Genomic DNA, 13,182 nt, shown 5'->3' on the forward strand with positions numbered 1-13,182 from the left:
CACCCGGCTGCCGCCCCGGCCGTCAGCCGCCGCCCTGCATGGCCTCCCGGGCCCGCCGCTCCATCTCCTCGTCGGGCACGTCCTCCACATGCGAGGCGAGGCTCCAGCGGTGCCCGTACGGGTCCTCGATCTGGCCGGTGCGGTCGCCGTAGAACTCGTCGCGGACCGGGCGCAGCTCCTTCGCGCCCCGGGCGATCGCCGCGGCGAAGACCGCGTCGACGTCCTCGACGTACACGTGCAGGGTGACGGGCGTCCCGCCGACGGACTTCGGCGAGCGGAATCCCATGTCCGGGTACTCGTCCGCGAGCATGATCACCGAGTTGCCCAGCTCCAGCTCGGCGTGGCCGATCCTGCCGCCGGGCGCGGGCATCCGCGTCCGCTCGGTCGCGCCCAGCACGGACACGTAGAAGTCGATCGCCTCCGCGGCTCCGTCGCAGCACAGGTACGGCGTGATGCGCGGATACCCCTCGGGAACGGGCTTGACGGCCACAGGCTCCCCGCCTTCCTCTCACCGGCGGCCACGGCGACCGCCGCCTGCCCCCACTGATATCCCGCACCCGCCCCGTTCGCGGGACCGCCGCGCGGCAGCCGCCCGGGCATGCCCCGAAGGGCCGCGCCGGCGACCGCGGTGCCACACTGGGGGAGTGGCGGACAGCGGACGGTCCACGGGCCGGCGCCTGGAGCTGGCCATCCTGGACCTGCTGGAGCGCCGCGGCCCGGCCGCGACGATCTGCCCCTCCGACGTCGCGCGTGCGGTGTACGCAGGGGACGGCGACGGCTGGCGCGCGCTGATGGAGCCCGTCCGCCGCGCGGCGAGGCGGCTCGTCGCGGCCGGCGAGGTCGAGATCACCCAGGCGGGCCGCCCCGTGAACCCGTCGGAAGCCCGCGGCCCGATCCGCATCCGCCGCACCGCGACCCGCTGACCGGCCACCGCCGGGTCCGGGCTGCGGTCGTCAGGGGCTGAGCCGGCCGGACCCGGTACGAGGATCAGCCGTCAACCGGGGACCAGGGCCTGTTCTGGGTTGCCCCGCGGCGTCGCGACGCCCGGCACGCACCCTCGGCGCACGAGCCGAACGCCGCTCCTTGCTCCACGGGGCAACCCGATACAGGCCCTGGCAGCCCGCCGAAACGACGCCCTTGGACGACATCCGGACAGCGGACGGCTGCCTCTCGGCCGTCCGAAGCCGCGCCGGCGGGCCGGCATCTGCGTCGCGGCGGTCTCGGCCCCGGGCGGGACGACGACCCGGACCCCCGGTGCACACACAGTGCGGAACACCTCATTCCTGTGTAGTGCAGGCCCATCCGGAAACGTCCGAATTTCGCCCCCGTTCGAGGGAACACCCGTTGCCCGTCGGCCAGTTCACCGAAGGGAGCCGGGACGGGCCCGCCGTGGCCCGTTGCGTGCGGCCCGTCCCGGACCGCCATACCTTGGGCAAGGAGAAAGCGTGCGCATACTCTTCACCGGACCGGCTGCGGCCGGCCACCTCTTCCCGATGATCCCCACCGCGCAGGCCCTGCGGGCCGCCGGCCACGAGGTCCTGTTCGCGAGCGCGCAGCCGCTGGACCGGCTGCGCGAGGCCGGCTTCCCCCTCGTGGAGATCGGCGACGGCCGCACCCTCCGGGAGGTGTTCGAGCAGGCCACCGGCGAGGAGGTGCGGTATGTCGCCCACGATGTGACGCCCGAGCAGATCCTCGACCGGGCGGCCCGCGGCTTCGCGCTCGCCGCCCGCCCCACCGTGGACGGCCTGCTCGCCGCCGCCGAGGACTGGGGCGCCGACCTGCTGGTCTACGACTCCTTCCAGGCCTCGGCCCCGCTGGTCGCGGCCAAACTGAAGATCCCTTCCGCGATCCAGAACTTCGGCGTCTCCTCGGGCCTCGACATGGTCGGCCGGATCGCCGCCCACTTCACCGAGGCGTACGAGGCCCACGGCGTCGAGGGGCCGGCCGGGGCCACCCCGCTGAACGTGGTCCCCGCCTCGCTCGGCGGCGACCCGGGCGGCCTGCGCATGCGCTACATCCCCTACAACGGCGGCGGCACCGTCCCCGCCGAACTCCTCCGCCGCGGCCCCCGGCCGCGCATCGCCGTCACCCTCGGCACGGTCCTCACCGAGCTGGACGGGGTCCGCGCCATCGTCCGCCTCATGGAGGCCGCCGCCTCGGTGGACGCCGATTTCCTGCTCGCCGTCGGAGACGCCGACCTCACCCCGCTCGGCACCCTCCCCGACAACGTCCGCCCGCTGCCCTGGGTTCCGCTCGCCGAGCTGCTCACCACCGCCGACGCGCTGGTCCACCACGGCGGCTCCGGCACCATGCTCACGGCACTGCAGGCCGGCCTGCCGCAGCTCCTGCTCCCGCAGGGCGCCGACCACTTCGTCAACGCGGACGCCCTCACCGCCACCGGCGCCGCCCTGCGCTCCACCTCCGACGGCGTCGACGCCGCGCTCCTGGCCCGCCTGACCGGCGACGTGGCCCTCCGCGAGGCGGCCGCCGCGCTCCGCGCGGAGAACGCCGCCCTGCCCACCCCGGCAGCGACCGTCCCCGCCCTGGAGGCCCTCGCGGCCGCCCGCTGAGACCGCCACCGCCGTCGGCGGTCGGGGTGCCCGGCCGCCGCCGGCAGCCGCACGCGGCACGTCACAACTCGGTCACACCGTGTGCCCGCCGGTCGTGCCCCCGCGAGCATGGCCCGATGCGGACCCACCACATCACCGCCGCCGTCCTGGCGGCCGTCGCCGCCCTCGCCCTCACCGCCTGCGACCAGTCGCCCGCCCCCGGCGACTCGAAGCCCGGTACGCCGGCCCCGTCCGGCACCGCCGGGGCGACGGCCGTACTGCCGGACCTCGTCGGCATGGGGCTCCAGGCCGCGCAGGACGCCGCCCAGGCGGCCGGATTCCACTCGCTCACCTCGCACGACGCGCTCGGCCGCGGCCGCGGGCAGGTCCTGGACCGCGGCTGGAAGGTCTGTTCGCAGACCCCCGCCGCCGGGAGCGGCGTCGACACGGCGACGAAGGTGGACCTCGGTGCGGTGAAGCTGGAGGAGGAGTGCCCCGCCCGGGAGCCGGCGACCCCGTCGGCTCCCGTCGGCGCGGCCATGCCGAACTTCGTCGGCCGGAGCATGAAGGTCGCCCGGCAGGCGCTCCCCGGGAACACGAGCATCACCGTCAAGGACGCGCTGCAGGAGCGGATGGTGCTCCAGGAGTCCAACTGGCGGGTGTGCACCCAGAGCCCCCCGACCGGCACGCCGCTCACGGGGCAGCCCGTGGCGTTCCACGTCGTCAAGTTCGAGGAAATCTGTCCCTGAACGGGGGGCAGCCGGCTACGGCGCCAGTTTCTGCCCGCAGCGGGCGCAGAAGCGGGCCTCGGGGTCGGCGGCCATGCGGCCGCAGGCGGCGCACACCCGGTCCGCCAGGCACGCCGGTTCGCCGGCGCCGGCACGCAGCCCCGTGGTGATCCCGAGGGGCGGGCGGCGGCGGTGGGAGGTGGTGTACGTGAGCCCCTCCGCGCCGGCCCGGACCGAGCGGGTCGTGCCGGCGGGCAGCCAGGCGACGGCTCCCGGCGCCAGCGCCACCGTCCGGTCGGGCGTGCGCAGTTCACCCGAACCCGCGACGACGACGAGCAGCACGCCGAGGACGGTCTCCGTGTGCTCGCCGATGTCGGCCCCGGCCCCGAGCCGGACGAGGTTCGCGTCCAGGTCGCGGCCGGCGCCGCCGAGCGCCCACAGGACGCGGATCCGGCCCTCGCCGACGGCGTCGGCGGACGGCGGCGACGGCAGGAACACCGGTGTGCCCGGCGCGGACGGCTCCATGGCTTCTCCCACTGCGGAAAGGGGTCATGCTCCTCGACGGCCACCACTATCGCAGCCTCCCGGCCCGGCCGGGGTCCTCTCCTCGGGCCGGCGGTCGCGCGGCCGGCCCCGCCGCGCCGCGCCGCGCGGCGGGGCCGGGCGGCCGGGGTCAGTTCTGCGGCTCGTAGGCCTGCCTGCTCGCGCACGTCCACACCGTGGGCGTACCGAGGCCGCCCGCGTCGAGGAGGGTCCCGCCGACGCGGTCGTCGTCCGCGACCGTCCGGGCGGAGCCGCGGCGGGGGCCGCTGCCGCCGGGCAGCGCGAGCACCGGGCCCGTGCCGGGCCAGTACGCGGGCTGCGAGCTCCTCGCCCAGCCCTCCTCGTACGAGACGGCCCGGCCGACCACCGCGCCCGACTCGGGGCTGATGCCCTCCAGGGACAGCTCCGCCTCGCCGGCCAGCCGGCCCGGCTCCACCGGAAGGGCGTCGTAGGGCCGCTTCCAGGTCGCCGGGCTGTGGTGGGACAGCTCGCGCCAGTTCTCCCACTCGTGCCCGACCACCCGGCCGCGGTTGTCGATCCCGGTGGCGATCACGTCGAAGGCCGGGTCTCCCTGGTTCCGGACGGGGAGGGAGTACGGCGGGTAGCCGCCGGCGGGCCAGACGACCGGGTGGGCGCGGGTGGCGGTCTCGTCGGTCGCCGGGTCGTAGGACTCGCCGGAGACGTGGCCCAGGATGTCACCGCGCTTGTTGACGGCGTTCACGGAGACCCTGCTGCCCGGCAGGGCGTCGTCCGGCAGCGGGAGTTCGCGTACCACCCGGCCGTTGACCCACTCCTTGCCGGCGCCGTCCTCGCTGGTGGCCATCCGGCCGCCCTCGTTGACGGCGGCGGCCGCGTGCTGCGTCGCGCCGGTCAGCAGCCGCACGGCGGCGTCGCCCGGCCGGTAGCTGAAGGCGGCGGCCTCGAAGCCGCGCCGCAGCGTGCCGACCATCAGCCCGCCGCTGCTGACCGATCCGACGCTGCCGCCCGTCCAGCCGTCGGGCAGCGGCACCGCGTGGACGGTGCTGCCGTTCCAGTACGCCGGCAGGCCCCTGCTGGCCCCCACCGCCAGGTCGCCGCTGCCGAAGCCGTACACGGTTCCGCGGTCGGCCCACGGGCCGGAGGACAGCGCGTCCAGGCTGCGGATCTCCGGCGTGCAGCCCGTGGCGCCGGCGGGCGCGGCGGCCGTGGTGAGCCCGGCGACGGCGGCGGCCGCGGCGACTGCCGCGGTGCTCTTCCTCATGGGTGCTTCCCCCCTGATCATGGCGCGGACGGGCTCCATACTGCCGGGCAACCGGCCGGAATGCGGTACCCCCACTTGTGGTCACCGGACCGGGTGCCGCGGCTCCCCGGGGACGGCGCCCTCCGCTCCGCCGGCCGGGCCCGCGGCTTCCGCCGGGGCGGCTTGCCACGGCGGTCCGGTCCGGGCCTCGGTCCACGCGGCGAGGGCGTCGCCGTCGACGCAGACGATGCCGCACGCAGCGGCGTACTCCGCGGCCGGGGCGGTGAAGTCACTGGTCGTCACGACGACGGCCACATCGGCCTCGTGCACGGCGAAGCAGGTCCCGCCGAAGCGCTGGAGGTCCTGGGAGCCCACCCGGTGCCCCTCGCCGTAGTGCTTGCACTGGACCACCACGCGCCGGCCCTCCGGCGTTGCGGCGATCACGTCGGCCCCCAGATCGCCCGCACCGCCCACCACCTCCACCTGGGTGCAGCCGTCGCGGGCGCACAGCGCGGCCACCGCGTGCTCGAAGCCGTCGGCGTCCACCGCTTCGTGGTCCAGCGCGTCCGGGCCCACCTCGGGGACCTCGGGGGCAGGCTCCGGCGCGCCGAGGGCTCCGCCAGCCGCCGGCGCGCCGAGGGCTCCGCCAGCCGGAGGGGCGGCCCGAGGACGGGGCCCGGGAGCCACGCTCCACCGGGCGAGGGCCGTACCGGCCGCCAGCGTGGCCATCGTCAGGATCGGCATCACGGGCACACCGCCGCCCGCCCCCGCGGCCGTCCTGACGAAGACGACCGCCCCGCCCAGGCAGATCGCCACCAGCCCGACCGCCAGCACGAGGTCACGGCCCACCGATGCCGTACCGCCGCCCCCGCCCCGCCGGCGCCCTCCCGATGCCGCCATCGCGGCCCTCCTCCCCTCGCGACCTGCACGTCTCCCTCGTCTGGACGCCGACCGCCGCCTTCAAACGCCCCCATCGGGCGCGGCGGGAGCCGCCGTCGGCCGCGCATGGCCGGTGCCTGCGTGGGCACCAGAGGCTGCGGGAGCGGCCGTTCCGCGGTGACGAGGGGGTTGGCATGGCGAGGACCGGACTGACGGCGCGTGAGGCCGCGGCGTGGGACCAGCTGGCGGCGCAGCTGTCCGACACGGACGCCCCGCCGCCCGCCGCCCGCACCTCGGGCAGGACCGGGCACCGGGCGCCTCTGGCGGTTGCGGCGGCGCTGCTGCCCACCGCGCTGCTGCTGCTCGTCGCGGGCAGTGCGACGGGTTCCGGCGCCCTGGCGTGGGGCGGCGTGAGCGCCTGGATCGCCGCCGTCCTCACCGTCTCCCACGTCCTCGGCCACGGCCCCCGGCTGCCCTGGCGCCCCTGACCGGCAGCGGCCGCGCAGGCGCCGGGGCCGCTGCCGGTCAGGGGCGGTCCAGGCCCCAGGTCTGGAGGGAGAAGGGCCGGCCCTTCTCCTCGCCCTCGATCAGCGGTACGTCCAGCAGCCGGAAGCCCGCCTTGCTCGCCACGGCGACACTGGCCGCGTTCTCCGCCTCCAGCTCCAGGATCACCCGTTCCACGCCGAGTTGCTCGAACGCGTACGCGGCCATCACCCGCACCGCCCGCGCCGCCAGCCCCTGCCCGCGGTGCGCCGGCCCGACCGCGTAGCCGATCTCCGTACCCTCGGGCGCGCGCCGCAGCATGACCTCGCCGAGCGGTGCGCCGCCGTCCACGGTGATCGCGAGGAGGACGGTCGTGCCCTCCGCGCGCAGCTTCCGGTCCCGCTCCAGCCGTACCCGGGCGGCTTCCGCGTCGAAGGGCGAGACGATCGGCGTCCAGTACGCGATGTCGGGGTGGTCGAACAGCTCCGGCATCGCGGCCAGGTCGCCCTCCGTCCAGTCCCGCAGGACGAGTCCCTCCCCCCGCAACTCCATGCGCTCGGGAAAGGACGACGTGGTGCCGCTCATGGTGGGGGACCTCCTTGGCCTGCGGTGTGGGACGAGGCAGGATAACCGCGGCCGGGCCGGAACCCGCTGCCGTTTTCCCCGGGCCCGGCCGGCTCCGGAAGCGGTCGCTGTGCGGAATGCAACCGCGGGCGGGCGCACGGTGTGCAGAGGTGGGCCGAAGCCGGCTACCAGGGCGAGGAGACCGCCAGGGGCCCGGCGAAGCGAAGTGGGAGGGGTCCGGCGCGCCTACCGCGCCCACCTCGAGAACGTCGCACGGGTGCTGCGCGACAACCCGCCGCGCCGGTGACCGCGGCGCGTGAGCCGAGCCGTACGGGGTAGGAGCCGGGACGGCCGAGTGACGAGAGGTGCCACGTGATTCGAAAGCTGCAAGCGGTCGCACTGGACTGCGACGACCCCGTCCGGCTCGCGCGTTTCTACGCCGAGCTGCTCGGGGGCCGCGTCGTCGAGGACCCGGACGACCCCGACTGGCTGGAGGTGCACGGCTTCGAGGGGACGCCCCTGGCCTGCCAGCGGGTGGACGGCTACCGGCCGCCCGAATGGCCCGGGCAGCAGCGGCCGCAGCAGGTCCACCTCGACTTCGACGTCGACGACCTGGACGGCGAGGAGAAGCGCGCGCTGGCCCTCGGCGCGACCCTGCTGGAGCGGACGGACCAGATCCGCCCGGAGGCCAACTGGCGCGTCTACGCCGACCCGGCCGGCCACCCGTTCTGCCTCTGCCTCCACTGACGCGGCGCCCCGCCGCACCGTCACCGCACCCGCCGGCCGGCTCCCGCTCAGGCGGAAGGGCCGGGCGCCGGCCGGCGGCGCCGCGGGGCGGTGTCCAGGACGGCCCACATGCGCCGGCCGTCCTCCCCGGTGTCCGTGCCGGCGGCGTCGACCGCGGCCAGCGCCGCGACCCGCGCGAGCACGCCGTCGTCGGGCGCGCCGAGGACATGGCTGAGCACGGCCACGAGGATCTTCCCGTCCTGGTCGCCGAGGTGCACGGACAGGCGCTTCCCGCCGTCCGCGGCCGCCGCCCCGACGAGGGCCCGCACCGACTCCTCCAAATCCCCCTCGGGCACGGCCCCGTACCCCCAGTCGCGCACCGTGTCGACAGCCTGGCGGGCCGCCTTCCCCGCCGCCCACCGGTCCGCCCGGAACACGAGCGCCGCCGTACGCCGGTTCCGGACCACCATCCGCGGACGGGCCCGTACCGCCACCTCCTTCGGCCTGGTGGCGGGCTGCGGACGCGGCGCCTCCACGGGCCTCTTCTGCGGCGGCGGCGTCTTGGGCGGGTGGGTCGGCGGCAGCTTGGGCCCCCTGGCCTCGGGACTGGTCAACTCGGCCTCCTCACAACAGGGAACAGGCAGACGGGACAGCGCGTGCCCCATCCTGGCACGGCGCGGCCCCACACCTCCCCCGTGCGGCCGGAAGGCCGGTCGGCGCCGCGCCGCCCCGCGGCGGCCGCTCCGCTCCCCGCCCCCGCGTGGGACCGGCAAACGCCGTGCTGACGGATTCCCGCTATCGGCCCCGGCCATGTTCCCGGCGCCCCTGCCGCCGCGGGCGATCGTGCGTAGCCTGGTGGCCGATCGCAGACGTGTCCGCCGAACGGCGTGGGGAGACTCCGCCGGCACCACCCGCCCGGACACGCCCGGGGCTCCCGCGCGAGCCCGGTCCCGTCGCCGTCCTCACGCCAGGAGCTGCCGCATGTCCACACCCGCCGGTCTGATCGACGTCCACCACCACGCCGTGCCGCCCCTGTACGCCGAGGCCCTCGGCGACCGGAAGGCGATCCCGGGTGTCGACTACCCGGACTGGACCCCCGAGCGGAGCCTCGAGTTGATGGACGCGCACGGGATCGCGGCGGCCGTCCTGTCCATCACCGCCCCCGGCGTCACCTTCCTCGACGGCGCGGACGCCCCCAAGATGGCCCGCCGGGTCAACGAATACCTGGCCGGGCTGGTCCGCGAGCACCCCGCCCGGTTCGGCGCCTTCGCGATCCTCCCGCTGCCCGACGTGGCCGCCGCCCGCGAGGAACTCCGCTGGGCCATGGACGAGTTGGGCCTGGACGGCGTGGGGCTGCTGACCTCGTACGGGCAGCGCTACCTCGGCGACCCGGAGTTCGAGCCGCTGCTCGCGGAGATCGCCGAGCGGGGCGCGGCCGTCCACGTCCACCCCGCCACCCCGCCGAGCCGGGACCTGGAGACCTTCGACCTGCCCGCGTCCCTGTACGAGTTCACCTTCGAGACGACCCGCACCGCGGCGAGCCTGCTCTTCAACGGCGTCCTCGACCGGCTGCCCGACCTGCGGCTGATCCTGTCGCACGCGGGCGGCACCCTGCCGTTCCTGGCCCGCCGGCTCACCCACGGCCCCACCATCGGCGCGTACCTGAAGGACCGCGCCCCGGCGGACGTCATCGGCACGCTGGGCCGGCTGCACTACGACATCGCCATGTCCGCCAACGAGTTCGCGCTGCCCGCGCTGACCCGCCTCGCCGGCGCCGGCCGCATCCTCTACGGCAGCGACTACCCCTTCATGCCCGCCTCGCACACGGCCGAGAACACGGCCGGCTTCGCCGCGTACGACGGATGGACGGAGGCCGAGCGGGCCGAGGTGGGCCGGACGAACGCACTCCGCCTGCTTCCCACCCTGGCGGCCCGCCTCGCCGGCTAGCCTCCCGTACGGCGGGACGGCCGGTCCGGAGGCACCGGACACCGTACGCCGGGCGGCTTCCGCCGGGCCGTCAGCCGTCGCCGTCGGCCGGGCCGCCCCGGTGCGGGCGGGCCCCGCGCAGGTCGGAGTCGGCGAGGGGTTCGAGCGTGCCGCGGGTGTCCAGCCGGTAGAGCAGGGCCACGGCCGGCCCGATCAGCAGGAGGGCGACGAGGCTGACGAGCGACAGCCACGCGAGGGTCTGGGGGTCGCCCGCGGCGTCCGCCACCGTGAGGGAGGTGGGGATGAGGTAGGGCCGCTGGGCGAACCCCCAGGCGAAGACGGCCGTGCCGACGGCCGCGACGGCGCCGAAGCGGGCCCATCCGGCCTTGCCCCGCACGATGAGCAGCCCGGTGGCGGCGAGGGACGCCGCGGAGGCGGCGGCGAGGGCGAGGCCCGCGCCGTGGGTGAGCCCCTGCCAGACGTACGGGGCGTCGCTGCGGGTGGCGAGGAGGACGCCGCCGGCGGTGACCGCGACGGCGCCGAGGGCCGTGAGGGCGCGGAGCCGGAAGTAGCCGACGAGGCCGGGGGCCTCGAAGCGGCCGGCGTCGGCGGTCAGGAACACGGCTCCGAGGAGCGCGGTCCCCGCGACGGTGAAGAGCCCGAAGGCCAGCGGGGCGGGCCCGGCCCAGACGCGCGCCGCGGCTTCGGTACCCGGTGCGGCCCGCCCGGAGGCGATGCCTCCGACGGCCACGCCGAGGCAGAACGGCGTCAGCAGGGAGGCCCCGGCGAAGGCGGCCCCGTAGAGGCGCCGCCGGGACAGCCGCCGGACGGGCTTGCGCAGCGCGAAGCCGGCGCCGCGCACGACCATGCCGAGGGCGGCCAGGGCGAGCGGGAGCCACATCGCCGTGAAGACGGTCTGGAACAGCACGGGGAAGCCGGTCCACATCAGGACCAGGACGAAGACCAGCCACACGTTGTTGACCTCCCAGACGGGCGCCATGGCGTGGTCGATGAGCCGGCGCGGCCGCCTTCCGCGCGCGGCCCCGCCGGCCGCCAGGTCCCAGAACCCGGCGCCGTAGTCGGCTCCGCCGGCGCAGGCGTAAGCGGTGATCGCGAGCAGCAGCACGAAGGCGACGAGCCCGGCCATCACCGCCCGCCCTCCCCGGAGGGAGCGGAACCCCCGTCTCCGGGGGCGCCGGCCCCCGGAGATCCGCCGGCGCCCGCCGGGACCGGCGGGCGGGGCCCGTAGGGGGTCGCCGCCTCGGGGGCCTCCGCGCCGTCCGGGTCCGGACCGGCGCCGGACGACTCGTCGGCCAGGCGCCATCGGTCGCGCATCTTCAGCAGGACGGCGACGAACGCCGCGAAGACCAGTACGTACACCACGGCCACCAGCGCGAACATCGTCCAGAGGGTTGCGGAGCGGGTCGGTGTCACCGCCTCGGCCACCCGCATGTGCCCGTACACGATCCACGGCTGGCGGCCCACCTCGGCGGTGATCCAGCCGCATTCGACGGCGACGACCGATCCGGCGCCCGCGCCTGCGGCCCCCCGGTAGAACCAGCGGGAGCGGGGCGGACGGCGGTGCCGCAGCCAGGCCAGCCCGTACCAGGCGGCGAGGAGCGCCAGCAGCGAGCCGATGCACACCATGGTGTCGAAAGCCCAGTGTGCGATGGTCGCCTGGGTGGCGTTCGGCCGGTCGCCCGCCGGGACGGCGGTCAGGCCCTGCACCACGGTGTCCGGGCTGAAACCGGCGAGGATGGAGTCGAGCTGGGGGAACTTGATGCCGCCGGTGATCGATCCGTCCGGGTGCAGGCGGCCGAAGAGGTACTCCGGAACGCGGCTGTCGGTCTCCCAGACGATCTCCATGGCCGCGAACTTCACGGGCTGCTCGCGGAAGACCGCCCGGGTGATCGAGTCGCCCAGGAACAGCTGCACCGGGGTGGCCGCGGCGGCGAGGGTGAACGGCACGGTGAAGCCGAGGCGGTGGTAGCGGTCGCGCCGCCCGCGGAGCCATCCGACGGCGTAGACGCCGGCCACGACGTAGCCCGCCGTCATCAGCATCGCCACCACGAAATGCCAGTACTGGGGGCCGAACATCGGCGTGAAGATCGCCTTCCACACGTCCACGCCGACCGGGTCGCCCCGCGAGTCGAGCGTGAAGCCCTGGGGCGTGTTCATCCAGGCGTTCGCGGACAGGATGCCGAAGGCCCCGAGCAGCGCCGCAGCGGGCAGGGGGAGCCCCAGCAGGAAGTGCGTGCGCGGCGGCAGCCTGCGCCAGCCGTACAGGTAGATCGCGATGAGCACCGCTTCGAGGAAGAAGGCCCAGGCCTCCACGCCGAACCCGACGCCGAACACGTCGCCCCACCGGCCCATCAGCCCCGGCCAGAGCAGCCCGAACTCGAAGGACAGGACGGTTCCGGTGACGACGCCGATCGCGAACTGCACGGCCATCACGGCCGACCAGCGCCGGGCCAGCAGCAGGGCCACCGGGTCGCCGCGGCGCAGCCCGCGGTGGTGCATGACCAGGGTGATCAGCGGAAGCGCCACCCCCATCGGCACCAGGATGATGTGGGAGGCGAGGGTGAATGCCATCAACTGCCGGGCCGGGAGGAGCTGGGCGGGCGCCTCGGCCGCCAGAAGGTGGACCGTGGTGTGCATCGCGCTCCTCGCCTCCCCGGACTGCCCGCCCCCGACCGGAGAGGGGCGGCCTGGTCGCAGCCCGGGGCCGGTACGCCACGGAAGCACCCCCCCGCGCCGATCGGGCACCCGGGCGGCGTGGTCTTGGTCCGCGCGGCCCAGCAGCAACGCCCGGCCGGAGTAACCCGCGGGCGCGGCCGGCGGCGCGGGAGGGGTTGCGGGGCGCGCCGTCGGCGTCGGACCCGCCCTCGGCCCCGCGGTCCACACGGAAATCCGACACGGAAGTCTCGTAAGGTGCGACAGATCGGAAATCAGCCCCTAAAAAGGGGCGAAACCGTATCCCGATCGGAAGGACCGTCGTGACCGCCGAGCCCCCGACCGCCGGCCCGCACACCCCGCCGCCCGCGCCCGACGGAGGCGGGCGGGCGCCCACGGGCGGGCGCCCCGGGCACGACCACACCGCGGACTGGATGTTCTGCGGTGTCTACGGCACGGTCCTGGCCAGCGGCCTGCTCGCCGCGCTCGACGAGAAGGGCGCCACGTACACGCCCCTCAGCGACGCGGCCTGGGTGCTGGTGACCGCGATCACCGCCGCCCTGGCCCACGGCTACGCCCACCACATGTCCGGGCACCGGCAGGGCCCCTCCCGGCGCTGGCTCCGGCTGGCCGCCGAGCTGTGGCACGAGTGGCCGATGGTCGCGGCCGCCCTGCCGACCGTGCTGCTGCTCGTCCTGGCAGGGGCCTTCGGCTGGGACGCCCCCGGCACCACCGCCGTGGGCCTCGGCCTCAACACCGCGCTGCTCTTCGGCTGGGGCACGGTCCTCTCGCTGCGCCGCGGCTCCCGGCTCCTGTCCGCCGTCGCCGTGGGCGCCGCCGACGCCGCCATCGGGTTCGCGATCATCGTGGCGAACGCCCTGATCAAGTAGCG

The 13,182-nt window shown here is 76.0% G+C and carries 15 protein-coding genes; 7 read left to right on the forward strand and 8 right to left on the reverse strand.

The window, feature by feature from the left end; all coding sequences use genetic code 11:
- Positions 1-22 precede the first annotated feature (22 nt).
- The gene (locus ACZ462_RS14980; RefSeq protein ID WP_467806375.1) at positions 23-490 is read right to left on the reverse strand and encodes a VOC family protein; all 468 of its coding nucleotides are present in this window, start codon (positions 488-490) and stop codon (positions 23-25) included.
- 154 nt (positions 491-644) lie between these two features.
- On the opposite strand from ACZ462_RS14980, the gene ACZ462_RS14985 reads away from it, so the two are divergent.
- From ACZ462_RS14985 to ACZ462_RS14995, 3 genes are all read left to right on the forward strand, one after another.
- Positions 645-923 (forward strand): DUF3253 domain-containing protein, encoded by a 279-nt coding sequence (locus ACZ462_RS14985; protein WP_467806374.1) that lies wholly within the window; start codon positions 645-647, stop codon positions 921-923.
- 522 nt (positions 924-1,445) lie between these two features.
- Positions 1,446-2,570 (forward strand): nucleotide disphospho-sugar-binding domain-containing protein, encoded by a 1,125-nt coding sequence (locus ACZ462_RS14990; protein ID WP_467806373.1) that lies wholly within the window; start codon positions 1,446-1,448, stop codon positions 2,568-2,570.
- A gap of 116 nt (positions 2,571-2,686) precedes the next feature.
- On the forward strand, positions 2,687-3,298 hold the full coding sequence (locus tag ACZ462_RS14995; protein ID WP_467806372.1) for a PASTA domain-containing protein: 612 nt from the start codon (positions 2,687-2,689) through the stop codon (positions 3,296-3,298).
- A 15-nt stretch (positions 3,299-3,313) separates the two neighbouring features.
- On the opposite strand, the gene ACZ462_RS15000 is transcribed toward ACZ462_RS14995, so the two are convergent.
- The 3 genes from ACZ462_RS15000 to ACZ462_RS15010 form a co-directional block, all read right to left on the reverse strand.
- The gene (locus ACZ462_RS15000; protein ID WP_467806370.1) at positions 3,314-3,802 is read right to left on the reverse strand and encodes a hypothetical protein; all 489 of its coding nucleotides are present in this window, start codon (positions 3,800-3,802) and stop codon (positions 3,314-3,316) included.
- A gap of 148 nt (positions 3,803-3,950) precedes the next feature.
- Positions 3,951-5,060, reverse strand: coding sequence for a hypothetical protein (locus ACZ462_RS15005; protein ID WP_467806369.1), 1,110 nt, complete (start codon positions 5,058-5,060; stop codon positions 3,951-3,953).
- Positions 5,061-5,141: 81 nt separating this feature from the next.
- Positions 5,142-5,939 (reverse strand): restriction endonuclease, encoded by a 798-nt coding sequence (locus ACZ462_RS15010; RefSeq protein WP_467806368.1) that lies wholly within the window; start codon positions 5,937-5,939, stop codon positions 5,142-5,144.
- A 173-nt stretch (positions 5,940-6,112) separates the two neighbouring features.
- On the opposite strand from ACZ462_RS15010, the gene ACZ462_RS15015 reads away from it, so the two are divergent.
- Positions 6,113-6,406, forward strand: a complete 294-nt coding sequence (locus tag ACZ462_RS15015; protein ID WP_467806366.1) for a hypothetical protein — start codon at positions 6,113-6,115, stop codon at positions 6,404-6,406.
- 37 nt (positions 6,407-6,443) lie between these two features.
- Here the strand turns inward: ACZ462_RS15015 and ACZ462_RS15020 are convergent, their stop codons facing one another.
- Positions 6,444-6,986 carry a GNAT family N-acetyltransferase gene (locus tag ACZ462_RS15020; protein ID WP_467806365.1) on the reverse strand — a complete coding sequence of 181 codons (543 nt, stop codon included), beginning with the start codon at positions 6,984-6,986 and terminating at the stop codon, positions 6,444-6,446.
- Positions 6,987-7,337: 351 nt separating this feature from the next.
- Between ACZ462_RS15020 and ACZ462_RS15025 the strand changes: the two genes are divergently transcribed.
- Positions 7,338-7,712: a VOC family protein gene (locus ACZ462_RS15025; RefSeq protein ID WP_467806364.1), complete on the forward strand. Its 375-nt coding sequence runs from the start codon at positions 7,338-7,340 to the stop codon at positions 7,710-7,712.
- 47 nt (positions 7,713-7,759) lie between these two features.
- Here the strand turns inward: ACZ462_RS15025 and ACZ462_RS15030 are convergent, their stop codons facing one another.
- Positions 7,760-8,305 (reverse strand): hypothetical protein, encoded by a 546-nt coding sequence (locus tag ACZ462_RS15030; RefSeq protein ID WP_467806363.1) that lies wholly within the window; start codon positions 8,303-8,305, stop codon positions 7,760-7,762.
- A gap of 367 nt (positions 8,306-8,672) precedes the next feature.
- Between ACZ462_RS15030 and ACZ462_RS15035 the strand changes: the two genes are divergently transcribed.
- Complete coding sequence (locus ACZ462_RS15035) at positions 8,673-9,638, forward strand: amidohydrolase family protein (RefSeq protein WP_467806362.1); 966 nt, start codon at positions 8,673-8,675, stop codon at positions 9,636-9,638.
- A 70-nt stretch (positions 9,639-9,708) separates the two neighbouring features.
- On the opposite strand, the gene ACZ462_RS15040 is transcribed toward ACZ462_RS15035, so the two are convergent.
- Positions 9,709-10,764: a cytochrome d ubiquinol oxidase subunit II gene (locus ACZ462_RS15040; protein WP_467806361.1), complete on the reverse strand. Its 1,056-nt coding sequence runs from the start codon at positions 10,762-10,764 to the stop codon at positions 9,709-9,711.
- Positions 10,764-12,275, reverse strand: a complete 1,512-nt coding sequence (locus ACZ462_RS15045) for a cytochrome ubiquinol oxidase subunit I (protein ID WP_467806360.1) — start codon at positions 12,273-12,275, stop codon at positions 10,764-10,766. Before ACZ462_RS15045 ends, ACZ462_RS15040 begins: the two co-directional genes overlap by 1 nt.
- Before the next feature lie 338 nt (positions 12,276-12,613).
- On the opposite strand from ACZ462_RS15045, the gene ACZ462_RS15050 reads away from it, so the two are divergent.
- Positions 12,614-13,180, forward strand: coding sequence for a hypothetical protein (locus ACZ462_RS15050; protein ID WP_467806358.1), 567 nt, complete (start codon positions 12,614-12,616; stop codon positions 13,178-13,180).
- Positions 13,181-13,182: the final 2 nt, after the last annotated feature.

It is taken from the genome of Streptomyces sp. NPDC031121 (genome assembly GCF_055570615.1).

Excerpts from the sequence above, each read along its gene's own strand:
- ACZ462_RS14995 (WP_467806372.1), top strand. The coding sequence starts at position 2,687 with ATGCGGACCCACCACATCACCGCCGCCGTCCTGGCGGCCGTCGCCGCC.
- ACZ462_RS15015 (WP_467806366.1), top strand. The coding sequence starts at position 6,113 with ATGGCGAGGACCGGACTGACGGCGCGTGAGGCCGCGGCGTGGGACCAG.
- ACZ462_RS15000 (WP_467806370.1), bottom strand. The coding sequence starts at position 3,802 with ATGGAGCCGTCCGCGCCGGGCACACCGGTGTTCCTGCCGTCGCCGCCG.
- ACZ462_RS15040 (WP_467806361.1), bottom strand. The coding sequence starts at position 10,764 with ATGGCCGGGCTCGTCGCCTTCGTGCTGCTGCTCGCGATCACCGCTTAC.
- ACZ462_RS15045 (WP_467806360.1), bottom strand. The coding sequence starts at position 12,275 with ATGCACACCACGGTCCACCTTCTGGCGGCCGAGGCGCCCGCCCAGCTC.
- ACZ462_RS15005 (WP_467806369.1), bottom strand. The coding sequence starts at position 5,060 with ATGAGGAAGAGCACCGCGGCAGTCGCCGCGGCCGCCGCCGTCGCCGGG.
- ACZ462_RS15035 (WP_467806362.1), top strand. The coding sequence starts at position 8,673 with ATGTCCACACCCGCCGGTCTGATCGACGTCCACCACCACGCCGTGCCG.
- ACZ462_RS15010 (WP_467806368.1), bottom strand. The coding sequence starts at position 5,939 with ATGGCGGCATCGGGAGGGCGCCGGCGGGGCGGGGGCGGCGGTACGGCA.
- ACZ462_RS15020 (WP_467806365.1), bottom strand. The coding sequence starts at position 6,986 with ATGAGCGGCACCACGTCGTCCTTTCCCGAGCGCATGGAGTTGCGGGGG.